Origin of the sequence: Streptomyces sp. NPDC006997, from assembly GCF_040635175.1 — a bacterium.
Classification (GTDB): domain Bacteria; phylum Actinomycetota; class Actinomycetes; order Streptomycetales; family Streptomycetaceae; genus Streptomyces.
On sequence record NZ_JBEYHH010000002.1, the window covers coordinates 147,753 to 169,054 of the forward strand.

Consider the following 21,302-nt stretch of genomic DNA (forward strand, 5'->3'; position numbering starts at 1 on the left):
GACGGGCGTCCCCCCGGCTGGCGGAGCGGACCTCCTGCCGATCCCCCTCTCCTCGGTGCACACGACCCGCCACCGCCTGCACGCGGGGCCGGTCGCAGAAGCCAAGCATCCACCCCAGAACAGGACATCAAGCGGAATGACCAGTGGCGACGCCCCGGCGCCCACGCAGCCGGAATGCCAGATCACCACGGAGATCACCTCCCGAGGTCTGATCGCGATCCTGCGCGCCCCCACCGCCGAGCACTTCCCCGCGATCGCCGACACGCTGTTCGACGCCGGGATCCACGCGATCGAGATCACCCTCACCACTCACGGCGCCCTGCGGTGCATTCGCGAGCTCACTGCCGCCTACGGCCGGGAGGCGGTCATCGGGGCGGGTACGGTCCTGACCGCCGACCAGGCGCAGACCTGCGTCGATGCCGGTGCCCGCTTCCTCGTCTCGCCCGTCGCGGCGCCCGACGTCGTTCGAACGGCCCGCGCCGCCGGCGTGGCAGCCTACCCCGGCGCGCTCACACCCACCGAAGTTCACGCCGCCGGCCGCGCCGGCGCACCCGCCGTGAAACTCTTTCCCGCCTCGGCCGTCTCGCCCCGGTACGTCTCAGACCTGAGCGGTCCGCTTCCCGGCATCCCCCTCATCCCCACCGGCGGCATCTCCCTGACCGACATCCCGGCATGGACCGCGGCCGGGGTCGCCGCAGTGGGCCTGGGCACGCCACTGATCGGCACCGCGGTGAGGGAGGGCGTCGACGACCGCCTCACGGCCCGCTGCCGCCAGGCCCTGGCAGCCGTCTCGGAAGGCAGGGCCGCCCGGTGACACGCTCCCCAGCCACGCTCGCACAGTGGGCCGACGGCGGTCTGCTCACCTTCGGCGAGACGATGGGCCTGATCACCGCGACCACGATCGGCACCCTTGAGTACGCACGCGACTTCACCTTCGGTATCGGCGGTGCCGAAAGCAACGTGGCCATCGGCGCCGCGCGCCTCGGGGCCCCGGTCACCTGGATCGGCCGGGTGGGGAGCGACGCGGCCGGAGATCTCGTCGTACGCCGCCTCGGAGCGGAAGGCATCCAGACCATGGCGGTCCGGGACGCCTCCTTCACCGGCCTCATGGTCCGCCACCACCGCGCCGCCACCGTGGTCCATGTCGACTACCACCGCGCCGGATCGGCCGGCTCCCGCCTCACCTCATGCGACATCCCGGTCGACGCGGTCCGGAGGGCCGCGATCCTGCATCTCACCGGCATCACTCCGGCCCTCAGCGCCTCCGCCCGCCAGGCAGCTGGGGACGCGGTCGCCGCGGCGAAGGCGAACGGCGTACTCGTGAGCATCGACGTGAACCACCGGAGCAAGCTCTGGGATCCGGACACCGCCCGGCGTGAGCTCCGCCGGTTCGTCGCGGAGGCGGACATCGTCTTCGCCGGGATCGAGGAAGCCCAACTCGTTCTCGATTCGAAGGCGGACGTTCCCGAGTCTCTGGCCGCGGACCTTGCGGCGTCGGGGCCGCGGGAGGCCGTCGTGAAGACCGGCGCCAGGGGATGCACTGCTCACATCGACGGCGCGATCCATGAGGAACCGGCGCTGTCCGTCCCCGTCGTCGACACCGTCGGGGCCGGTGACGCGTTCGTTGCCGGATACCTGGCAGAACGCCTGCGCGGAGCCGGCCCCGTCCAACGGCTCCGAACAGCCTGCGCGATGGGCGCCTACGCCGTGTCCGTCCCCGGCGACTGTGAACTGCTCCCAAATCGCGGTGAACTGGAAACCTTTCTGAGGACCGGGGATGTCCTGCGATGAGCGGGTGCCCGTGAAACCGTGCACCCGCTCGGCTTCCGCCGAGACGATCAGCCCATGAGCCGACGCCCGGTGACTCTGCGCAGGATCGTGTTCACCGACTGGCAGGCGGTCCACTCGTGGGCCGGCCTGCCCGACGCCTGCCGCTTCCAGCCCTGGGGGCCGAACACCAAGGAGCAGACACGCGATTTCGTGAGGGCGGCGGTCGAGTCCTGGACACACCAGCCGCCGCGGAGGCTGGCTCACGTGGCGCGCGTCGGGAACGACGTTGTCGGTATGGGCGTGCTGCACCTCCGCAGTCACACACAGCACCAGGGTGAGATCTCCTACATCGTGCACCCGAGGGTGTGGGGACAGGGCATCGGCACGGAGATCGGGCGCTCGCTGCTCTCGTTGGGCTTCGACCGGTGGGGACTCCACCGGATCCGCGCCACGTGCGACCCCCGGAACCAGGGATCTTCCCGGGTGCTGGAGAAGCTCGGCATGACGTACGAGGGGCACCACCGGCACACGGCGTGGATCCGGGACGGCTGGCGGGACAGCCTGATGTTCAGCATCCTCGAAGAGGAATGGCATGCCGGAACCGGGAGTGGTGTTGACGCAGACGCGGAGGGACCGCCTCCCCCGATGGATCGATTCCCGTGACGCTCGTCTGACGCTCTGGGCGTCCGCATGCCGCACAGCGAGCCTAGAAACGGGCTCTGACCTGGCGATTTACCGCCTGCGTCCAGGCCGACCTGTTCCCGATGACGCACCATGTGGAGTGTGTGGCGATTCTGGAGCCTGCGGGAAAGAGCCGCTGACCTGCGTTTCAGTAGGAGCGTCGGTGGGTCTCGACCTGTTTCGCGGTATCCAGCAGATCGAACCCTTCGAGCCCGCCTCACCTGCGGGTTCGTACTGGAGTGACGGGCGGGAGCGGCTGCGTGATGCCCGGTCTTCGGGACTCTTGACGCTCATGTGACGCTCGACTCCCGTCGGCGAGGCCGACCGGAGCAAGGTGTCGCGACATACGCAACAGCCTTGTCGGGGAGTCGCTGACACAACTCTGCGACGATCATCGTGAGTGACTCCGGTTGCCCGTCTTGAGGAAAGTCGAGCTGGACGGATCCTGTCTAAGTAGACTTAGACAGGTCGTTGTCGATCCAGGCTGGTGGGGAGTTCCGGTGGACGAGGGCATGCTGGCCAAACCCGAGGACGTGGTCGACCGTGATCGTGAGTGGGGTCTGCTCACCGAGTTCGTCACGGACCCGGATCCGGCGATGCGTCTGGGGATCGTGTCGGGGCGCAGGCGGCACGGGAAGTCGTATCTGCTGCAGGCACTCTCCGAGAGGGTCGGGGGTCTGTACGTCACCGCGGTGCGGGAAGAAGGACGGCTGCCGGCGATCCAGCGGTTCAGCGACGCCATCGCGGCCCACGCGGGTCTGCAGCCCGGCACGCTGCGGTTGACCGACTGGCGTGAGGTCCTGTCCAACGCCCTTGACGTGACCGCGCGTGCACGGACTCCGCTGCTGGTGATCGACGAGTTGCCGTATCTCCTCCAGCACTCTCCCGAGATCCCCGGCCTGCTGCAGCAGCTCTACGACGAGCGCCAGCGGGGCACCGGGCCCGGACCCGGAGCGCGTGTGGTCCTGTGCGGGTCCGCGATGAGCGTCATGCACGAACTGCTGTCGGGGACGAAGCCGTTGCGCGGCCGCGCGGTGATCGATCTACGGCTGGGGGCCTTCGACTACCGGGCCAGTCGTGCCTTCTGGCAGATCGACGACCCGCTGACCGCTCTGCAGGTGCACGCCGTCCTCGGGGGTGCTCCCGGTTACCGGCCGGTGGCGGCCCGTCCGCACCCCAACGACGGCTTCGCCTCCTGGCTGACGCGGACGCTCCTGGACCCGGGGCGGGCGGTGTACTCGCGCACGGAGACGGAGTATCTGCTGCGCGAGGATCCGCGGATCACCCAGCACACCCTCTACTACGACATCCTCACGGCGATCGCCCAGGGCGCCACCACCCCCAGCAAGATCGGTGCGGCCCTGGAACGACAGCGCAACGCCGTCACCCACCCGCTCGACGTCCTGGAGTCCACCGGCTACATCCAGCGCGAGCAGGACATCCTGCGTCCTCGCCACCCCGTCATCACCCTGGCCGACCCCGTCATCCGCTTCAATCAGCTGATCACCTTGCCGCAGGCGGCCACTGTCGAGCAGGGCTTCGCCGAAGAGGCGTGGCAAGCCGCCGCGCCGACCTTCAACTCCAAGATCCTCGGCCCCCACTTCGAGGACCTCGCCCGCGCCTTCACCCGCCGCTATGCCCACACCCTGCTTCCCGGCGGCCTGCCCGGCCCGGTCGGCACCACCGAGGTGGCGGACCCCGGGGCCCGCACCAAGCACGAGGTCGACGTCATCGCCCTGGCCCTGGGCGAGCGCCCGCAGGCCCCCCGCGCCCGGATCGCCCTCCTCGGCGAGGCCAAGGCCACCGCCGCCCGCCGCGGTACCGGCGACCTGCGACGCTTGGAACACATCCGTACCCTGCTCGCCGGCCAGGGTTACGACACCACGGGCACCACCCTGGCCCTGTTCTCCCTGCACGGCTTCTACCCGGACCTGATCGAGTTCGCGGCCGGCCGCGACGACCTACTCTTGGTCGACCTGCCGGGTCTCTACGGGAGCGAGTAACCGCCGACTGAACTGTCCCGGGTTCGGTAGAGATCTCGGAGTGTCTACCGAACCCGAACGGTCCAGCCCCGTGGCTTCCGCTGAGCTGGATCGACGTGTGGACCGAGGACGGCTCGTTGCGTGATCTTGCGGAGTGCGGCGAGGCGACACGCGTCACCGAACTCGAACGGGCCGGACTCGACGCCCTGAGGATGCTTGCGGCCGAGCAGGGCGATCCCATCGAACTGGGCGTCGAACAGCGGTGCCGCTTCCGTGCGGCCGAGAGCGAAGCGCTGGGCCCTCTGGCTAGGGCATACGGCGACCTTGCACGGACGATGGTCGCACTGCCCGACGACGACCTGGATGCGCTGAGGCGCATCCAGGGGGAGTGTTCAATGATCGGCGGATCCGATGATCACGGAGACGCCAGATGAGCGACACCACCATCGAGCAGATACCGGGCAGTGAGGCGGCGGTGGAGGCCGTGCCGGCGAGTGACGAGCAGTTGGTCGCGATGCTCGTGGACCGGGCCCGTAGCGAGGGCCTGCAGCTGACCGGGGAGGGTGGGCTGCTCCAGCAGTTGACGAAGCGGGTGCTGGAGTCCTCCCTGGAGGGCGAGATCACCGATCACCTCGGATACGAGAAGCACGGTGCCGAGGGCAGGGGCAGCGGCAACAGCCGCAACGGGACCCGGGCGAAGACTGTGCTGACCGATGTCGGCCCGGTCGAGGTCAAGGTCCCCCGTGACGTGGCTGGTTCGTTCGAGCCGCAGATCGTCAAGAAGCGGCAGCGGCGCCTGTCCGGGGTGGACGAGATGATGCTGTCGCTGTCGGCGAAGGGGCTGACGCACGGGGAGATCTCCGCGCATCTGGCCGAGGTCTACGGCGCGAGCGTGTCCAAGGCGACCATCACCACGATTACGGACAAGGTGATGGACGGGATGGCGGAATGGTCCAATCGCCCGCTGGCTTCCCCAACGGATGCGTCGGCCGACCGCGTTCAGTGCCTCAGCGGTGGTGCTGTTGTCCGGCACGGCGTTCGGGTTGGGTTCAGTGCGCTGGCAGATGGCGCCCGTCCTGGCCGGCGCGGCACTCGTCCTGCCGTTCGCCGTCGCAGCCGAGTTGCGCATGCGTAGCGGGCAGGCCGCCGCGCAGGGCCCGATGGTGGGCGGCCTTGCCGGCGTCGCTGGTGTGCCTCTGTCTGATCGCGGTCGGCCCGGCCGCCGCCTGGGCCTTTCCCGTACCGGTGTTCCCGGCGCCGTCCGGCCCCTTCGCCGTGGGCACCTCCGTGGTGCAGTGGACCGACGCCGACCGCCCCGAAGACGCCACCCCCAACGCTGACGACCGGCGCACCGTGGTCGTGCAGTTGTGGTACCCGGCGCGAAGGGGCCCGGCGGATGCGCAGCGTGCCGGCTACCTCGGGCGCACGAACCGCGAGGCGGACCTCGTCTCCGATGCCCTCGCCGACTACGTCGGCATACCCGGCTTCCTGCTCGACGGCCTGCCCCGCGCCCGTACCCACGCGGCGGCCGACGCGCCGGCGGCCGACGGCGACGAACGCTTCCCGGTCGTGCTGTTCTCCCCGGGACTGGGCGGAGTGCGCACCCAGAACTCGGCGTGGGCGCAGGAGCTGGCCAGCCATGGCTACGTCGTCGCGGCCCTCGACCATCCCTACGACTCTGCCGCAGTCGTCCTCGCCGACGGCCGGACCCTCCGCACGAAGGTCACCGCCACGGGCTACGCCGACCGTGACGAAGCACGGGCGGTCGAGTGGACCGCGGTCCGGGCCGCCGACCTGAGCTTCGTCCTCACCCGGCTGGACCATGTCGCGCGAGGCGAGATCCCAGGCCCCGTGGGCCGCCGGATGGACACCGGCCGGGTGGCCGTCGCCGGCCACTCCCTCGGCGGAGCCGCAGCCCTGCAGGCGGCTCGGCAGGACGGCCGGTTCGACGCCGTGATCGACCTGGACGGCTTTCCGCACGATCCCGCCCCGACACGCTTTCCGCAACCGGTGCTGGCGCTGACCCAGGACACCAGGGGGGACATCGACCCCGACTACCTCCCCCGCCTCGACCAGGTACTCACCCTGAGCGGGGCGACCAGTTACCGGCTCGCCGTCCCCGGCGCCGCGCACCTGACGTTCACGGACGCGCCGCTCTACCTCCCGCCGGTGGAGTCGATCGTCGGATCACGCGGCCGTACCGATGGGCCGTGTGTCACCGCCGCCGCGTCCCTGGCCTCCCTCGACCACACGCTGCGTGGCCGGCCGGGTGACGTGTCCATCGTTCTGGGAGCCCACGGTGACCTCAGCGTGTACGGGCCGGGCGGCGGTACGTGAGTGAGGACGAGGGGATCGCGGTTCCGTACGCCGCCACCCGCTTCTCCCGACGACGGCCCGCCCGAGTGCCGCTCGGGCACGGTCCGCCGGCCGGGAGCCGGTACGGTGGGCGCGGAGCCATGGCCGACGGTCGGCGGGCATCGTCCACAGGGTGACGTCGCCGGTGAAGGCGGTTGGCTGGAAGGCCACTTCCGACTGCGTGACACCAGCGCTGGCATCAGTTCTCGGCCCGCCAGGGGCGGTTCCGCTGTGCGGACCGGCCCCTGGCGGGCCTACGGCGGGCCGCGGTCAGGCGAAGGTCGCCGCCCAGGTGTTGGGGCCGACGATGCCGTCCACCGTCAGGCCCCGGTCGGCCTGGAAGTCGCGGCACGCGGCGTCGGAGCCGGGGCCGTACTGTCCGTCCACGGCCAGGGCGTACCCGAACCGGGTGTTCATCCGGTACTGCCAGGTCGCCACGCTCGCGTGCACGAACGTCGGGGGCTGCCGGAAGCTCACCCCGGGGTACGGCAGGGGTCCGCCGCCGGGGTTCACCTCGCCGTTGAGGACCCGGGTGTAGAGGGCGCCGGGGCACTCCGTGGAGTGGTGGTCGCGGTGTCCGGTGATGGCGCGGGCCGCGCCGCCCGACACGCGCAGGCGGTTGACGCCGTACCGGATGGCGTCGATGAGCTGGGGGGTGATGGTGTCGTAGGTGGTGGCGGTGCCGCCGGTGAGCGCGCACACCGCGTACCAGTCGTCGTTGCCCTGGGTGGTGCCCTGGGCGGCGGTGCGGACGTACTCGCCCCGGCCCTGGAAGAGGTAGCCGTGGACGCAGGCGAGGTGGCTGTAGGCGACGTCCGACCAGCCGCGGGTGTCCATGTGGTGGTTCTGGATGCCCCGTACCTGGGCGGCGCAGTCCGCGTGGTTCGTGCGGGCGACCCGGACCGCGTCGACGTGGTGGACGACGACGCCGCCCTGGGCGGGGGTGATGTTGCCGCTCACCTCACGTGGTGCGCGGGCGCCCCACTGGGCGCGGGTGACGAAGGTGGCCATCAGTCGCGTGCCCCCTGCCCCAGGGCGCAGTCGACCGTGGCGTTGAGGGGTTCGGCGTGTGCCCTGCGGGCCGCGTCGGGCGCGTACTGGGCTGCGGGGTGCCGGGAGTGGGTGGCCGGCGACGGCTCGCGCGGTGGCGCCGGGGCGGTGGCGGTGTCGGCGGCGTGCGCGGTGCCGGGGCGCAGGACGGGCACGACGAGCGCGCAGCTGGCCGCGGCGAGCAGCGTGGCGCGGCGTGACGGACCGTGTCTCAACGGGCCTCCAGGTGACGGTGGGGGGAGGGGGTGGGGGGTGGGGGGAGGGTCTCGTCTCAGCCGAAGGCGCGGACGGCCTGGTAGTACGTCCAGGCCGTGCTGTTGCACGAGGTGAGCGTGGCGCCGGAGTAGCGGGAGCACACGCGCTTGAGGTCCTCGTAGAACGCGCTGTCGACGCGGGACTTGTTGGCGGAGAAGGTGCCCATCGCCTTGTAGTTGCGGTAGCCGAAGTCGTGGCGCTGGCAGGCCCGGGCGAAGGGGAAGCCGAAGGGGTTGTCCGGGGAGGAGCTGCAGTAGTCGGTCGACCAGTTGAAGGCGTAGGCCGACCATGCGGAGCGGTTGGACTCGGCCGCCGACCAGGCGTTGTAGCTCGTGGCGGAGGTCTGGGTCCAGCTGGCGAGGACCTGCGCCTTGTCGGCGGGGACGGCCGTGGCGGTGGAGGCGGTGGCGAAGACGGTCGCCGAGGTGATGGCGGCGGCGACCAGACCCTTGAGCGCGGTGCGGGGCATGGGACTCCTCACGTGGTGCACCGGGTCGCGGTGCGTGGCCTGGGGAGGTAACAGCCCTACGGTCGTAGGGAGTTGCGTGCCGGACGGAGCTGACGCTATGCGCGTAGCGTGGCGCTGGAGGAACTGTCCCTTGACATGAACCTGATGGCAAGAGGGTGGCGTGGTCCGGTGGGCCTGAGGGCCTCCGCGCCTCCGCTGTCCCGCTGGTTCCGCCAGCCCTTTCGTGCCGGTTGGTGGGGTGTTCCGGCGTCCGGGCGGGGTTCCGCTTCGAGTGGGGCTTGAGTGCGGGCGGCGGGTTCCGCGAGGGGCTCCTGGTCCTCGGGAGCGGGGCCGACGGGCCCCGGCCGGGGGGCCGAGATGCCCAAGTGCGACGAGTAAGGGAAGGCTAGCCTCATTCATGCCCCGGGGTGGGATCGTGCCCGCGTGGGGCGTGGGAGAGGTGGATGAGCAGCGTCGATCAGGGTGGTGAAGAGGCCGGTGCCCGGGTGGCCGCTGGCGTGCGGCGGGAGTCGCTCGCCCTGGCCGACCTGGCGCCCGGGGCGCGCGCCGCGGTGGCGGAGGTCGTGGGCGGGGAGACGCCTGCCGTCGCCCGGCGGCTGGCCGACCTCGGGTTCGTCCCCGGCGCGGTCGTGGAGGTGGTGCGGCGGGCGCCGCTGCGTGACCCGGTCGTCTACCGGGTCCAGGACTACGAGGTGTGCCTGCGTCGGGCGCAGTCCGCGTGCGTGTACGTCGTGGAGGTGGAGCGGTGAGCGCGGGGTGCCACGACGCTTCCCCGGGCGCTTCGTCGGAGGCCGGGACGGCCCTGGCGGAGGCGCCGCGCATCGCGCTCGTCGGCAGCCCCAACGCGGGGAAGACCAGCGTCTTCAACGCTCTGACGGGACTGCGCGCCAAGACCGGCAACTATCCCGGCGTGACCGTCTCCCGGTTCGTCGGGACCTGCCGGGTGGACGGGCGCGGGTACCTGGTCGAGGACCTGCCGGGCACCTACGGCCTGGAGCCGGTCAGTCCGGATGAGCGGATCACGGTCGACGTGCTGGAGGGCCGACTGGAGGGCACGCGGCGACCGGACGCCGTACTGGTCGTGGTGGACGCCACCACCCTGCGGCGGTCACTCGGGTTCGTCGCGCAGGTCCTGGCCCGTGGGCTGCCGACCTGCGTGGTGGTGACGTTCGTCGACGAACTGGCGCGCCGTCAGGGACGGTTGGACGTCGAGGCGCTGGGCCGGGCGCTGGGCGTGTCCACCGTCGCGGTGGTCGGTCACCGCGGGTACGGCGTCGAGCGACTGCGGGAACGGCTCACCCGGTGGCGTGACTGGCCGCCCCCGGTCGTGGCGCCGCCCACCGACCCGGGCGAGCGTGACGCCTGGGTGCGGTCGGTGCTGGCGTTCGCCGACTTCCGGGCCCCGGACCGGCACCGGGCCACCCGGCGGATCGACGCCGTGCTGCTGCACCCGGTATGGGGGACGGCGGCGTTCTTCGCGGTGATGGTGCTGTTCTTCCAGACCGTCTTCACCGTGGCCGCCCCGCTCCAGGACGGTGTCGAGGCGCTCTTCGTCCGGCTGTCGGGCCTGGTCGCCGAGCACGTCGGGCCCGCGTGGCTGGCCGGGCTGCTGGGCGACGCCCTGATCGGCGGCGTCGGCGGGGTGGTGGTCTTCGTACCGCAGATCGTGCTGCTGTTCCTGGTGCTCGCCCTGCTGGAAGGTGTCGGGTACCTGGCGCGGGCGGCGTTCCTGATGGACCGGGTGATGGGCCGGTTCGGGCTGGAGGGGCGGGCGTTCGTGGCGCTGCTGTCGTCGTTCGCCTGCGCCATCCCCGGCATCATGGCCACCCGTACCCTGCCCTCGGCCAGGGACCGTCTGGCCACCATGATGGCCGCCCCGCTGATGACCTGCTCGGCGCGGCTGCCGGTCTACGTCCTGCTCGTCGGTCTGCTCGTCGACCCGTCCGACCGGTTCGGCCCGTTCGGCGCGCAGGGCCTGGTCATGTTCGGCCTGTACCTGCTCGGCGCGGTCTCCGCGCTGCTGGCCGCCTGGGTGTTCAAGCGGCTCGGCGACCGGCGCGGGCAACCGGTGCCGTTCTACATGGAGATGCCCCCCTACCGGCTGCCCGCCCCGCGTGCGGTGCTGGTGGCGGTGTGGTCCTCCGCGCGGGCCTTCCTGCGCAAGTGCTCGACCGTCATCGTGACCACCACCATCGTCCTGTGGCTGCTGCTCAACCTGCCGCTGCACTCCGCCGCGCAGCTCCACGCGGCGGGCGTCGACCCGGACGACGCCGTCGCCGTGTCCGCGTACACCGTCGACCACAGCTACGCCGCCGACGTGGGCCGTTCGGTCGCCCCCGTCTTCGAGCCGCTGGGCTTCGACTGGCGTGTCAACATCGGTGTGCTGTCCGCGCAGGGCGCCCGGGAGACCTTCGTCGCCACCCTGGGGCAGGTCGCGGCGGCCGAGGACCCGGAGGACCCGGCGCGGGCGCTGCGGACCATGACGTACGCCGACGGGCCGCACGCCGGGGAACCGGTGTTCGCCGCGCCCACCGTCGCCGCGCTGCTCGTCTACTTCGTCTACGCGCTCCAGTGCATGGCCACCGTGGCGGTGCTGCGCCGGGAGACCGGGACCTGGAAGTGGCCGGGGATCGCCCTCGCCTATCTGACGGCGCTGGCCTGGCTGATGGCCTTCCTGGCGCGGACGGTCACCGTCCTGCTGGGCGGGTGAGGTGAGCGTGATCCCCCTCCACCCGCAGCGGATCGCCGACGAGCCCGACGCGCTGCGCTGGATCATCCCCGCCGGGACGCTGTCGTGCACCGGCGCGCCGGCCGACGTCCCCGCGCCGCTGGCCGCGCTGCTGGCCGACGGCACCCTCGCCGGGATCGCGGTGGAAGCGGGGGCGGTCGTCACCCACCTCGGCGCGGGGCGTACGTGGGCCACGGACGCCGCCCCGGTCCGTACGGCGTTGCACGCCGCGCTGGCCGACCCTGCGGGGTGGGTGTCCGGCGGAGGCTCTGGTGGTTTCGGTGGTTCTGGTGGTTCCCAGGGCTCCGGCGGTGTGGGGGGCTCCCGTGGCTCGTCTGAGGACGCACTGCTGCGGGGTGTCGCCCGCGACGTCCTCGCCGGGACCGTGGGGGACTTCGCCCGGTCGCACGGTGGCAGGATCGAGCTGGTCGGCGTGGACGACGGTGTCGTCACCGTCCGCCTGGGAGGCGCCTGCCACGGCTGCCCCGCCGCCTGGCGCACGCTGCACCAACGTCTGGAGCGCGAGCTGCGCCGACACCATCCCGGTCTGGTGGGGGTCCGGGACGTCGGGTCGCGGTGACCGCGACGTATGGGCGCTCCCGAGGTACGTGAGGGCCAGTGGGCCCTGGTGCCGTGCCTGTTCGGCCCAGGCGTACGGGTGTACGGCATCGCCATGCTGGCGTGTGACCGGTCCGGGGCCGCCGGGGCAGCCCCGCCGTCGGAGACCGTGAGCGGTCGCAGAGTCGGGAGGTGGGGTCAGTTGCGATGGTTCAGCCGCCCCGGCGCCGGGGGCGAGCGGTGAGCGGCGCCAGCACGGCACCGCGCAGTGTGGCGCGCGGTGACCTCGCCGCGCCAGCCGTCGCGGTGACGAAGCACGGGGTGGTCGAGGACGTCCTGGGAATCCTCACCGGGACCTTCCTCGTGTCTCTCGGGCTCTTCCTCCTCCAGGACAGCGGGACCGTCACGGGCGGCACCGCGGGGCTCGCGCTGCTGCTCAGCTACGCGGTCGACCTGCCGTTCGGGGTGCTCTTCCTCGCCGTCAACCTGCCGTTCTTCGCGCTCGCCGTCCGGCGGAAGGGCTGGAACTTCACGGTCCGCACCGCGCTCTCGGTCGGCATCGTCTCCCTGCTGGCCTCCCTCCACCCCGCCGAGATCACCCGGCTCGACGTCGACCCGGTCTACGCCGCGCTCGTCGGCAACCTGCTCGCCGGGGTGGGGCTCCTCGTCCTCTTCCGGCACCGGTCCAGCCTGGGCGGCTTCAACATCCTCGCCCTGATCACGCAGGAACGGTTCGGGCTGCGCGCCGGGTACGTGCAGATGGTGCTCGACGTCGTCATCGTGGTCGCGTCCCTCACGGTCGTGCCGCCGCTGAAGGTGCCGCTCTCCGTCGCCGGGGCCGTCGTCCTCAACACCGTCCTCGCCCTCAACCACCGGCCGGGGCGCTACACGGGATCGTGACCGGGCGCCGTGTGGCAGGACGCGGGTGACGGACGCGGAGGAACGCCGGTGTGGACCCGAGGGTCCGAGTCCGGGGCGGGCCCGCCACTGTGACCGGGGAGCCGTCTCCCGCTGATGGCCACTGGCAGCCGGTGTGAACCGGCCGCGGGGAAGGCCGGGAGCCGACGCCGGTACCCATGCCGTACGTGCCGTACGTGCCGTACGTGCCGTACGTGCCGTACGTGCCGTACGCGCGGGGTGCCGAGAGCCGGGAGCCGGGATATTCCGGCCGTCCCGTAGCCGGGCGGCACCTGCCCGGGCGCGGGCTCGTGCACGGCGGCGTGGAGAACCGCCGACAGCGGAAGGAACGCCCTCGTGGTGCCCTCGACCGGCTCCGAACCAACCCGCCGCCCCGCCGTCGGACTGCGGCTGGAACGCACCCTCCCCGCCATCACCCCCGCGGACCCCGGCGCCCTCGCGGCGGCCCGTGACCGCCAGAACCGTCTGACCAAGCCGCCCGGCTCGCTGGGCCTGTTGGAGGACGTGTCGATCCAACTCGCGGGGCTGGCGGGTAGTTGCCCGCCGCCGATGCCGACGCCCGCCGCGCGCCGGGTCCCGGTGATCCTGGACGGTGTGATCGCCTCGTCGGCGGCGCTGGTGGCGGCGGCGCTGTCACCGGACGCCCTGGCCGCCTGCGTCGCCGGACACCGCTCGGTCGAGCCCGGCCACACCGTCGCCCTGCACCACCTCGGCCTGCGCCCGCTGGTCGACCTGGGGTTGCGGCTCGGTGAGGGCACCGGCGCGCTGCTGGCCCTGCCGCTGGTGCAGGCGGGGGTGCGGGCGCTGCGCGAGATGGCCACGTTCGACTCGGCCGGGGTCGCGAACAAGCAGGGGTGACCTCACGTGCCGGGCCCGGGCCGGGGTGGGGTCCGGTGCCGGGTCTGGCGCCGGTTGGGGGCCCTGCCCGGAGTGCGGTCCTGGTCCGAACCTGGTCCCTGGAGCGAGGGCCCGGCCCGGTCGATGGCTTCCGGGTGGCGCGGGGTGACCGTTCGGCGCCCTCGCCGCCCGGCGCGGACGTGTCCTCGGCACGCGGCCTTGGCCGACCCCGGTCCCGGTCGTCCGCTTCTACGCGGGTCCGACGTGGCCGGAAAGCCTCGTTCGCCTGCTGCTCTTGCCTAGAGTGACTGTTCCTGACACGGGAGTGGCGACGCCCACGCCGTGGCCGACGGATGGCGGAGTGGGGGAGTTCATGACATTCGAGCAGGAATGGGCCGAACTGCGCGCGGCGGCGGCCAAGCGCACCTCCACGCAGCTCAACAGTCTCCCGGCCGAAGGCGGTGGCGGTGGCGGTGGCGACGGCAAGGATCTGGTCGTCAACCGGGACGACCTCGGTGCCATCGGCAACGACGCGTACGACCTGCTGGGACGGCTGGCGAAGGAGGGTGACATCGCCCGGCCCGCCACCTTCGACGCGGCGACGGCGCTGACCAACGGGAACTTCGTGAGCGGGTCGGCCGTGCTGAAGGTGCACGACTACTGGCAGACCCACCTGAGGACCCTGCTGGACGCCTGCGCGCAGATCTCGAACCACCTCGATTTCAGCAAGGCCCAGCACGCCAAGGACGAGGCGAAGATCGAGGGCGACCTGACGCGGATCTCGGTGCTCACGGAATACATGAAATAGGGCCGCGTGAAGGCTAGGGGGAAGCGCGCGACGTGCTGACGTACGAGGACTTGATCGACGCCCCGGTGGCGAAGCTGAAGGCCGCCGTCGACGACTGGTCGGAGATGGCGGGGAAGCTGGAGACACTCGCCACCGACGCCACCGACGGAATGAAGGCGAAGGCCGACAAGGCGGCCTGGGAGGGCGTCAACGCGGGGGTCACCAAGACGTTCATCGGCAAGACGGCCAAGGAGTTCGCCGACGCCGCCGCCGAGGCCAAAGGCGTGAGGCTCATCCTGGAAGAGGGCTACGCGGCCATCAAGAAGGCCAGGGACGACCTGCTCGGCATCCGGGACCACGAGGCGCACGCGGCCGGTGTCCGCGTCGACGGCAAGGGCAGGGTCACGGCACTGAAGCCGTTGTCCGAGATCCCCGCGGCGCGACGCGACCCCGACTACGCCGACCTCCTGCGGGAGGAGGCGCGGAACGTCGAGTCGTGGCAGAAGAGGATCGACCTCATCGTCGACACCTGCAACGACGCCGACCTCGCCCTCAAGAACGCCCTTGAGGCCAACGTCACCGACCGCAAGGACTTCAGCGCTCCGAAGTACACGAAGCTGGACCAGGAGGAGGCCGCCCGCGCCGCCGCGCTGGCGGGCAAGGGCAGGGACCTGACCCACTCCGAACTCACCCAGCTCAACGAGCTGTTGAGGGACAACAAGTCGTCGACGGAGTTCGCCAAGGGTTTCTACGAGAAGCTCGGCCCCGAGAAGTCGCTCGCGTTCTTCGGCCAGCTCTCCACGGACACGTACGACCTGGGCAAGCTCGACGCGCAGCGACTCAAGGACGTCCAGGAGCTCCAGAAGAACCTCGGCCTCAATCTGGCCACCGCCTCCCACGACAAGGAGTTCACCGCCAAGTGGGGGCCGGAACTCCGCAGACTGGGTACGGAGCACATCCCGCTGAGCAAGTACGACTACGGCGGGCCGTTCGGATACCAACTGCTCGGCGGGATCATGCGGTACGGGAACTACGACGCGAAGTTCCTCAACCCGATCGCCGAGCACGTGGCGCAACTGCACCAGAAGGACCCGGGACTGTTCGCCGGTACCAAGGTGGTGAACAGCGCGTTCAAGAACCCGTACAACCCCTCCGGCGTCAACGGAGCCGGCTACGACCCGGCCACCGCCATGCTGGAAGCGCTCGGCAACAGCCCGGAGGCGGCGAAGAAGTTCTTCACCGACACGCCGACCGCCTACAACGAGGACGGCACGGTCAATGCCGGGGCCGCGGCCGACCTCGGGAAGGACAAGGACGGGGAGCCGATCGACAACTACCTCGACTTCTTCGGCAACGAGGAGTGGGAGTCCTTCCCCGACGTCAACTCGCTCGACCCGGACGAGGGTAAGGCGTCCCTCAATCACATGCCCGACGCCCTCGGTCACGCCCTGGAAGCGGCCACCCTCGGCTACCCGGCCGGGCACCCGGACGCCGGTGTGGTGCGGGACGCGGACAACGCCGCCGTCATGCAGCAGGTCATGGAGAAGTACGCCGCCGACCCGGGCTTGCTCAAGGAACACCACGAGGCGCTGGCCGACAGCCTGGGCGTCATGGGCGCGGGTTACGTCGACGACATCAACTGGGCGCTGGAAAAGAACGATTCGAGCAGCGTGTTCGCCCCGACACGGAACCCGGATGGGCACGTCACCTTCGGGGGCACCGAGGAAAGGAACGGGCGGGGCGTCGTCCGCGGCTTCCTCAGTACCCTGGGCCAGCACCCGGACGCCTACGCGACGCTCTCGACCGCGGAGCAGGCATACACCCGCAGTGTGCTGGAGGGGACGGTGAACCCCGACGGGACGATCCAGGAGGGCGCCGCGCGGGCGACCGTACGGGTGGGTGCCGAGGTGCAGGGGATGCTCGACCAGTCGAGGGCCGACCAGGTGGAGGCGACGAACCTCAAGACCCACGAGGACTACGAGAAGGCGGTCGCCAAGCGGGCGGGTTGGGTCGAGTTCGGAGCCACGGCGGGCATCGCGGCGGGCGTCGCCTTCCTGCCCGCGACGGCCGCGGTGGGGACGGCCGCGGTACTCATCCCGCTGGCGACCGACACCGCCAGCGGTGCGGCGGAGCACGTTATCGGCCAGATGGTGGGCGACATCTCCGGCAGCTCGGTGGATGAGCACAAGGAGAAGATGGAGGAGCTGACCGACAAGGAGAGGGAGAGGATCTACTCCGCTGGCGAAGCCATGGCCGAGGCCCCCATGGAGGATTTCCTGGAGCGGAACGTCACGAATCTTCGCGACAGCACGTTCGCGCAGGACCTGCGGGAATCGATGCTGATCGGCTACGGAGTCGGCAACGACCGTGAGAACCAGCAGGGCAACCGCCCGGAGACCGGCTGAGGTCAGTGGACAGCCGAGGGAGAGTGAGGATACGAGCAGTGGTCAGGCGTAGATCGGCACGCGGCGAACTCCTCGCGGCGGTCGTGGCCTCGTTGCTTCTCGGGGTCACCGGCTGCGGAGGAGGGGGCGACGAGGCTTCGGCCAAGGAGGTGGCAGGGACTGAACTCTGCGGCGGCGAAGCTGTTTCCGGCGAGGCGTCCAAGGCGCTGAAGGTGATCGCGGGGTCGTCGCGGTTTGAGGCGTCAGAGGAGAAATACACCGTCGCGCGGGCCGCTTCGGACCTGGTCGAGACGTGGCCACGCACCACCATAGGTCGCGAAGTCCTCTGCCGTATCTTCACGTCCGGTACGCCACGCATCCAGCTCAAGATCACCTGGGGCGTGGGCGCCAGTTCCCCGACGGGCGATCCGGGCCCGAGGTTCACCGTGCTGAAGATGGGGGAGGGGACCCTGGTGGCGGAGGACAAGGCGTACCTCCACTTCGCGTGCCGCAGCGACGGGCTTCCCACCGCGAGGAAGACGGCCCACGTACTCATAGGCGTCGAGCGCTGGAGTATGCCGAAGGTGCCCGATGTGGATGTCGAAACGCTGAAGAACGCCTACGTCACCGTCGCCCACTCCTTCTCCCTGGCCATGGCCAAAGAGCTGCGCTGCGAGAAGAACGGAGGGCTTCCCGCGCGGCCCGTGCTCGATCCCGCGTAGGGCGGCGTACCGGGGCGCGGGTGTGCGTGATCGCGGGGTCTTCGTCGATACTTCAGCCGGTGCGGTACGCGACGGAGCCCCTGCTGCCCGCGAAAGGCCCCCGCAGCTGCCCCAGGAAGGCTGGACCACCGTGACGACCGCCGCATACCAGGGTGAACCCGGATCCAACTCGGCGACCGCCGCGCGCGCCCTCTACCCCGGGGCCGACGGTGTGCCCTGTACGGGGTTCGAGCAGGCGCTGGACGCCGTGACGCTGGGGGCCGCCGACGTCGCCGTGATCCCGGTCGACAACTCCGCGGCCGGACGCGTCGCCGACGTACACCACCTGCTGCCGGAGTCGGGGCTGTTCATCGTCGCGGAGTACTTCCTCGCCATCCGGTTCGACCTGATGGGCGTGCCCGGCGCGACCCTGGACCAGGTGGAGTGCGTACGCAGTCATGTGCACGCGCTGGGGCAGTGCCGCAAGCTGCTGCGGGAGGGCGGCTGGCGCACCCTCGTCAGCGACGACACCGCCGGGGCGGCGCGTGAGGTGGCCGAACTGGGCGAGCCGGCGCACGCGGCGCTGGCCCCGCCCGCCGCGGCCGAGCTGTACGGCCTGGACGTGCTGCGCGCCGGGGTCGAGGACGCCCCGGACAACACCACGCGGTTCGTCGTCCTCTCCCGGGACGCGGCCTTCGCCCCGCACACCGGGGAACCGACGATGACGAGCCTGTTCTTCAGCGTCCGCAACATCCCCAGCGCCCTCTACAAGGCGCTCGGCGGGTTCGCCAGCAGCGGGGTGAACCTCACCAAGATCGAGAGCTACCAGATCGGCGCCGGGCTCAACGCCAGCCGCTTCTACGTCGAGGTCGAGGGCCACCCCGACGACGAACGCGTCGCCCTCGCCCTGCACGAACTGCGGTTCTTCTCCACCGAGGTAAGGGTCCTCGGCGTGTACCCCGCGCACCCCCACCGGCACAGGTGACCGACCCGCGAGGAACAGGCCGTACGGCTACGACGCACCGAGGCCGTTGAGCAGGGTGTCGACGACGACGTCCGCCGCCCGTCCCGCGCTCAGCTCGGGGAGTTGGCGGGAGACCAGGTGCATCAGCTGGGGCAGCAGCGCGCTCGCCCAGCCCTCCGGGAGGCCGGGGCGCAGCAGGCCCTCGTCGGTGGCGCGCCGCAGGAAGGTGTCGACCTCCTCGATGGCCGTGTCCCGGCGGGCGTGGACGCTCTCGTCGGCGAGCATCCGGGCGAGGTCGACGGGCCAGGTGCGGTTGACGGTGATGATGTTCTCGACGTAGCGGTGCAGGGCGACGGCGACGGGCGCCTCGCGTAGCCGGGCGTCGGTGATGGCGTGCTCGATCGCGCTGAGGCGGGCCTCGTAGATGGCGGCGAGGAGGTCCTCGCGGGAGGCGAAGCGGCGGTAGACGGTGCGCCGGTCGACGCCCGCCTCGGCGGCGATGCTCGCGATGCTAGCCCCGGGGTCGGCGGCGAGCATACGGGCCCCGGTGGTCAGGACTGCTTCCAGATTGCGCGCTGCGTCGGCTCTCACCGCACCGAGTCTAGCCGCGGTATGTGATGCCTGAGAGATTTAACGCCTCTTGAGAGTAGAAGACCGGGCTTTAAGTGCTGCGTTTTTGTGGCAGATGATGGGCTGCTAGAGCCAGGCCTCTGAGTCTTCTGGAAGGGCACCTCCTGGTGTCCAAGGCAGACAACTCCTCCTCACTCCGGGGGGTGTCGCCGCCGCCATGAGCGCGCTGGTCCTGGCGGTCCTCCTCGCCTCCCTGGACCAGGCGATCGTCTCCACCGCGCTGCCCCGGATCGCCGAGGACCTGGACGGGTGCGACGGCATCGCGTCGGTCTGCGCCGCCTACCTGCTCGCGTCGACGGCGGTCACCCCGCTGTGGGGCAAGCTCGGCGACGTGTTCGGCCGCAAGCGGCTCTACCTGGCCTCGACGTCGGCCTTCCTGGCCGCCTCCGTGGCCTGTGGCCTCGCCCGGAACCTGCCCGAACTGATCGGCGCCCGCGTGCCCCAGGGCGTGGGCGGCGGCGGCGTGATCGTGCTGACCCTCGCCCTCGTCGGTGGCCTCGTCACCCCGCGCGAACGTGGGCGCGTGCCGGGCCGCAGGAACAGGGCGAGGAGGACACCGACGGCGAGGGGGGCGCGATCCACCCGCACCCCGTCCGGGTCCGGTCACTCCGAACCGGCGCCCACGGCGGAGTCCGTCCCCGCCCGCTGAGCCGTCCACCCTCGCTCAGGAATGTTCCCGGCCCGTACGGCGTTCCGGCCTTGCCGGGATGTGGTCACTGCTCTGGATGGTGACGCATCTTCCCGGCGTTCCGTCACCTGGCAACGGGGTGACGTATGGGGAGCCGTGCTGTTCGGGCCGCCGCCGTGCGAGCCTGGGAGCCTGCGTGAACGACGCGAAGTGAAAGGTGAGGTGCCATGAGCGACGTCGAGGAGAGGGCGCTGCTGGCGGGCGGCTGCTTCTGGGGGATGCAGGAGCTGATCCGGGCGCTGCCCGGGGTGACCCGTACCCGGGTGGGCTACAGCGGCGACAACGACAAGCCCAACGCCACCTACCGCGACCACGGCAGGCACGCGGAGACGATCGAGATCACCTTCGACCCCCGGGTGACCGACTACCGCACGATCCTGGAGTACTTCTTCCAGATCCACGACCCGAGCACGAGGAACCGGCAGGGCAACGACATCGGCCTCAGCTACCGCTCGGCCATCTTCTACTACGACGACGAGCAGCGCCGCGTCGCCGAGGACACCATCGCCGACGTAGACGCCTCGGGGCTGTGGCCGGGGCCGGTGGTGACCGAGGTGGTACCCGCGGGGCCGTTCTGGGAGGCCGAGCCGGAGCACCAGGACTACCTCCAGCGCTACCCGGACGGCTACACCTGCCACTTCCCGCGCCCGAACTGGCGTCTGCCGAAGCGCGACGAGGCCTGACCGTCCGGCGAGGGACCCCTGCGGCGCCGCAGGGGTCCCTCGTCAGAGTGACAGTGCCCCATCGGAGTCGACCCTTACCTTTCGCCGCCGCGCACGCGCTCCCGCACTTCCTACGAAGGCACTGGCGCCCGCCCTGCTATGCACCCGCGCCGTGTGGTGTGGATTACCGGGAGGAGGTGGCGGCGTCCGGGGTCAGCGGCTGGCGTCGGACCTCTTGCGGGCGCGGTAGGCGGCGGCCTTGATCTTGTTGCCGCAGGACTCCATGCCGCACCACTGGCGCCGCGTCCCCCGGGAGCGGTCGATGTAGACGCGGGTGCACTCGGGGTTGCCGCACTCCTTCAGCAGCGGCACGTCCGGGTCGCTGAGCAGTTCCACGGCCTGCCGGGCGACGGTCGCCAGCGCCTGCGCGGGCGTCGCCTCCGTGTGCCGCCCGGCCGGGGTGAGCTGGGGCGTCACCGGCGTCCCGCGTGCCGCGGCGTTCAGCGTGTCGAGCGCCTCGGCGTCGAACTCCTCGCCGAGTCTGCGGTCGGTGACCAGCCGGTAGACCGCCTCGCGTACGGCCCTGGCGTCCCGGACGTCGTCCTCCCCGCCCGGCGTGACCGTGTCCACCAGGCCGGACTCCAGGTACCAGGCGTTCAGCCGCTCCGGCGTCGCGAACATCTCGAACCGGGTCGAACGCCGGGCGCGGAGCGTGGCCGCGAAGTCGAGGGCCGGGTGCCCGCACACGAAGACATGGTCGAGATTCACATCACCATCCTGACAGGTGACTCGCGGCAGAGGCAAGAAGCGTCAGCGGCGGCGCAGGGGGACGCCGTCGAGGACGCGGACGACCTCGTGAGTGATCAGTGCGGATACCGGGGTC

Annotated in this window: 23 protein-coding genes; 18 read left to right on the top strand and 5 right to left on the bottom strand. The window is 71.2% G+C overall.

All coding sequences use genetic code 11. The annotated features are described in order from the left end of the window. The first annotated feature begins 55 nt into the window (after positions 1 to 55). The 7 genes from ABZ659_RS02325 to ABZ659_RS02355 all read left to right on the top strand — a co-directional run bounded on the left by ABZ659_RS02325 (position 56) and on the right by ABZ659_RS02355 (position 6,770). Positions 56 to 814, top strand: coding sequence for a bifunctional 4-hydroxy-2-oxoglutarate aldolase/2-dehydro-3-deoxy-phosphogluconate aldolase (locus ABZ659_RS02325; RefSeq protein WP_360212509.1), 759 nt, complete (start codon positions 56 to 58; stop codon positions 812 to 814). Next, entirely contained in the window at positions 811 to 1,791 is a 981-nt protein-coding gene (locus tag ABZ659_RS02330; RefSeq protein WP_103542785.1) for a sugar kinase, read from the top strand. Before ABZ659_RS02325 ends, ABZ659_RS02330 begins: the two co-directional genes overlap by 4 nt. A gap of 54 nt (positions 1,792 to 1,845) precedes the next feature. After that, on the top strand, positions 1,846 to 2,433 hold the full coding sequence (locus ABZ659_RS02335) for a GNAT family protein (RefSeq protein ID WP_360212511.1): 588 nt from the start codon (positions 1,846 to 1,848) through the stop codon (positions 2,431 to 2,433). Between the two features lie 518 nt (positions 2,434 to 2,951). Continuing rightward, positions 2,952 to 4,454: an ATP-binding protein gene (locus ABZ659_RS02340; protein ID WP_360212513.1), complete on the top strand. Its 1,503-nt coding sequence runs from the start codon at positions 2,952 to 2,954 to the stop codon at positions 4,452 to 4,454. A 95-nt stretch (positions 4,455 to 4,549) separates the two neighbouring features. Further along, the gene (locus ABZ659_RS02345; protein WP_360212515.1) at positions 4,550 to 4,867 is read left to right on the top strand and encodes a hypothetical protein; all 318 of its coding nucleotides are present in this window, start codon (positions 4,550 to 4,552) and stop codon (positions 4,865 to 4,867) included. 80 nt (positions 4,868 to 4,947) lie between these two features. Then, positions 4,948 to 5,568: a transposase gene (locus ABZ659_RS02350; RefSeq protein ID WP_360212818.1), complete on the top strand. Its 621-nt coding sequence runs from the start codon at positions 4,948 to 4,950 to the stop codon at positions 5,566 to 5,568. Positions 5,569 to 5,606: 38 nt separating this feature from the next. Further along, positions 5,607 to 6,770, top strand: a complete 1,164-nt coding sequence (locus ABZ659_RS02355) for a dienelactone hydrolase family protein (protein ID WP_360212832.1) — start codon at positions 5,607 to 5,609, stop codon at positions 6,768 to 6,770. 288 nt (positions 6,771 to 7,058) lie between these two features. On the opposite strand, the gene ABZ659_RS02360 is transcribed toward ABZ659_RS02355, so the two are convergent. The 3 genes from ABZ659_RS02360 to ABZ659_RS02370 are packed head-to-tail and all read right to left on the bottom strand — an operon-like array spanning position 7,059 to position 8,562. Then, entirely contained in the window at positions 7,059 to 7,799 is a 741-nt protein-coding gene (locus ABZ659_RS02360) for a peptidoglycan-binding domain-containing protein (protein WP_360212517.1), read from the bottom strand. Further along, entirely contained in the window at positions 7,799 to 8,053 is a 255-nt protein-coding gene (locus tag ABZ659_RS02365; protein WP_360212519.1) for a hypothetical protein, read from the bottom strand. The genes ABZ659_RS02360 and ABZ659_RS02365 overlap by 1 nt, the downstream gene beginning before the upstream one ends. A 56-nt stretch (positions 8,054 to 8,109) precedes the next feature. Then, on the bottom strand, positions 8,110 to 8,562 hold the full coding sequence (locus tag ABZ659_RS02370; protein WP_360212521.1) for a phospholipase: 453 nt from the start codon (positions 8,560 to 8,562) through the stop codon (positions 8,110 to 8,112). 443 nt (positions 8,563 to 9,005) lie between these two features. Between ABZ659_RS02370 and ABZ659_RS02375 the strand changes: the two genes are divergently transcribed. From ABZ659_RS02375 to ABZ659_RS02415, 9 genes are all read left to right on the top strand, one after another. Further along, positions 9,006 to 9,311: a FeoA family protein gene (locus ABZ659_RS02375; RefSeq protein WP_360212523.1), complete on the top strand. Its 306-nt coding sequence runs from the start codon at positions 9,006 to 9,008 to the stop codon at positions 9,309 to 9,311. Then, positions 9,308 to 11,272, top strand: coding sequence for a ferrous iron transporter B (locus ABZ659_RS02380; protein WP_360212525.1), 1,965 nt, complete (start codon positions 9,308 to 9,310; stop codon positions 11,270 to 11,272). Before ABZ659_RS02375 ends, ABZ659_RS02380 begins: the two co-directional genes overlap by 4 nt. Before the next feature lie 7 nt (positions 11,273 to 11,279). Beyond that, positions 11,280 to 11,870 (top strand): NifU family protein, encoded by a 591-nt coding sequence (locus tag ABZ659_RS02385; RefSeq protein ID WP_360212527.1) that lies wholly within the window; start codon positions 11,280 to 11,282, stop codon positions 11,868 to 11,870. A 218-nt stretch (positions 11,871 to 12,088) separates the two neighbouring features. Continuing rightward, positions 12,089 to 12,748, top strand: a complete 660-nt coding sequence (locus tag ABZ659_RS02390) for a YitT family protein (RefSeq protein WP_360212529.1) — start codon at positions 12,089 to 12,091, stop codon at positions 12,746 to 12,748. A gap of 357 nt (positions 12,749 to 13,105) precedes the next feature. Further along, on the top strand, positions 13,106 to 13,624 hold the full coding sequence (locus ABZ659_RS02395; protein WP_360212820.1) for a nicotinate-nucleotide--dimethylbenzimidazole phosphoribosyltransferase: 519 nt from the start codon (positions 13,106 to 13,108) through the stop codon (positions 13,622 to 13,624). Between the two features lie 352 nt (positions 13,625 to 13,976). Beyond that, entirely contained in the window at positions 13,977 to 14,411 is a 435-nt protein-coding gene (locus tag ABZ659_RS02400; RefSeq protein ID WP_360212531.1) for a hypothetical protein, read from the top strand. 32 nt (positions 14,412 to 14,443) lie between these two features. Further along, on the top strand, positions 14,444 to 16,795 hold the full coding sequence (locus ABZ659_RS02405; protein ID WP_360212533.1) for a hypothetical protein: 2,352 nt from the start codon (positions 14,444 to 14,446) through the stop codon (positions 16,793 to 16,795). A 38-nt stretch (positions 16,796 to 16,833) separates the two neighbouring features. After that, positions 16,834 to 17,496, top strand: coding sequence for a hypothetical protein (locus ABZ659_RS02410; RefSeq protein ID WP_360212535.1), 663 nt, complete (start codon positions 16,834 to 16,836; stop codon positions 17,494 to 17,496). A gap of 130 nt (positions 17,497 to 17,626) precedes the next feature. Beyond that, positions 17,627 to 18,460 carry a prephenate dehydratase gene (locus ABZ659_RS02415; protein ID WP_360212537.1) on the top strand — a complete coding sequence of 278 codons (834 nt, stop codon included), beginning with the start codon at positions 17,627 to 17,629 and terminating at the stop codon, positions 18,458 to 18,460. Positions 18,461 to 18,487: 27 nt separating this feature from the next. Here the strand turns inward: ABZ659_RS02415 and ABZ659_RS02420 are convergent, their stop codons facing one another. After that, positions 18,488 to 18,976: a TetR/AcrR family transcriptional regulator gene (locus ABZ659_RS02420; protein ID WP_360212822.1), complete on the bottom strand. Its 489-nt coding sequence runs from the start codon at positions 18,974 to 18,976 to the stop codon at positions 18,488 to 18,490. 250 nt (positions 18,977 to 19,226) lie between these two features. Between ABZ659_RS02420 and ABZ659_RS02425 the strand changes: the two genes are divergently transcribed. After that, positions 19,227 to 19,718: an MFS transporter gene (locus tag ABZ659_RS02425; RefSeq protein WP_360212539.1), complete on the top strand. Its 492-nt coding sequence runs from the start codon at positions 19,227 to 19,229 to the stop codon at positions 19,716 to 19,718. Positions 19,719 to 19,924: 206 nt separating this feature from the next. Beyond that, a complete protein-coding gene (msrA, locus tag ABZ659_RS02430) occupies positions 19,925 to 20,440 on the top strand; it encodes a peptide-methionine (S)-S-oxide reductase MsrA (RefSeq protein WP_360212541.1) in 516 nt (171 codons plus the stop codon). 192 nt (positions 20,441 to 20,632) lie between these two features. On the opposite strand, the gene ABZ659_RS02435 is transcribed toward msrA, so the two are convergent. After that, positions 20,633 to 21,187: a CGNR zinc finger domain-containing protein gene (locus tag ABZ659_RS02435; RefSeq protein WP_360212543.1), complete on the bottom strand. Its 555-nt coding sequence runs from the start codon at positions 21,185 to 21,187 to the stop codon at positions 20,633 to 20,635. Positions 21,188 to 21,302: the final 115 nt, after the last annotated feature.

Excerpts from the sequence above, each read along its gene's own strand:
- ABZ659_RS02335 (WP_360212511.1), top strand. The coding sequence starts at position 1,846 with ATGAGCCGACGCCCGGTGACTCTGCGCAGGATCGTGTTCACCGACTGG.
- ABZ659_RS02350 (WP_360212818.1), top strand. The coding sequence starts at position 4,948 with ATGCTCGTGGACCGGGCCCGTAGCGAGGGCCTGCAGCTGACCGGGGAG.
- ABZ659_RS02360 (WP_360212517.1), bottom strand. The coding sequence starts at position 7,799 with ATGGCCACCTTCGTCACCCGCGCCCAGTGGGGCGCCCGCGCACCACGT.
- ABZ659_RS02370 (WP_360212521.1), bottom strand. The coding sequence starts at position 8,562 with ATGCCCCGCACCGCGCTCAAGGGTCTGGTCGCCGCCGCCATCACCTCG.
- ABZ659_RS02375 (WP_360212523.1), top strand. The coding sequence starts at position 9,006 with ATGAGCAGCGTCGATCAGGGTGGTGAAGAGGCCGGTGCCCGGGTGGCC.
- ABZ659_RS02400 (WP_360212531.1), top strand. The coding sequence starts at position 13,977 with ATGACATTCGAGCAGGAATGGGCCGAACTGCGCGCGGCGGCGGCCAAG.
- ABZ659_RS02420 (WP_360212822.1), bottom strand. The coding sequence starts at position 18,976 with ATGCTCGCCGCCGACCCCGGGGCTAGCATCGCGAGCATCGCCGCCGAG.
- ABZ659_RS02425 (WP_360212539.1), top strand. The coding sequence starts at position 19,227 with ATGAGCGCGCTGGTCCTGGCGGTCCTCCTCGCCTCCCTGGACCAGGCG.
- msrA (WP_360212541.1), top strand. The coding sequence starts at position 19,925 with ATGAGCGACGTCGAGGAGAGGGCGCTGCTGGCGGGCGGCTGCTTCTGG.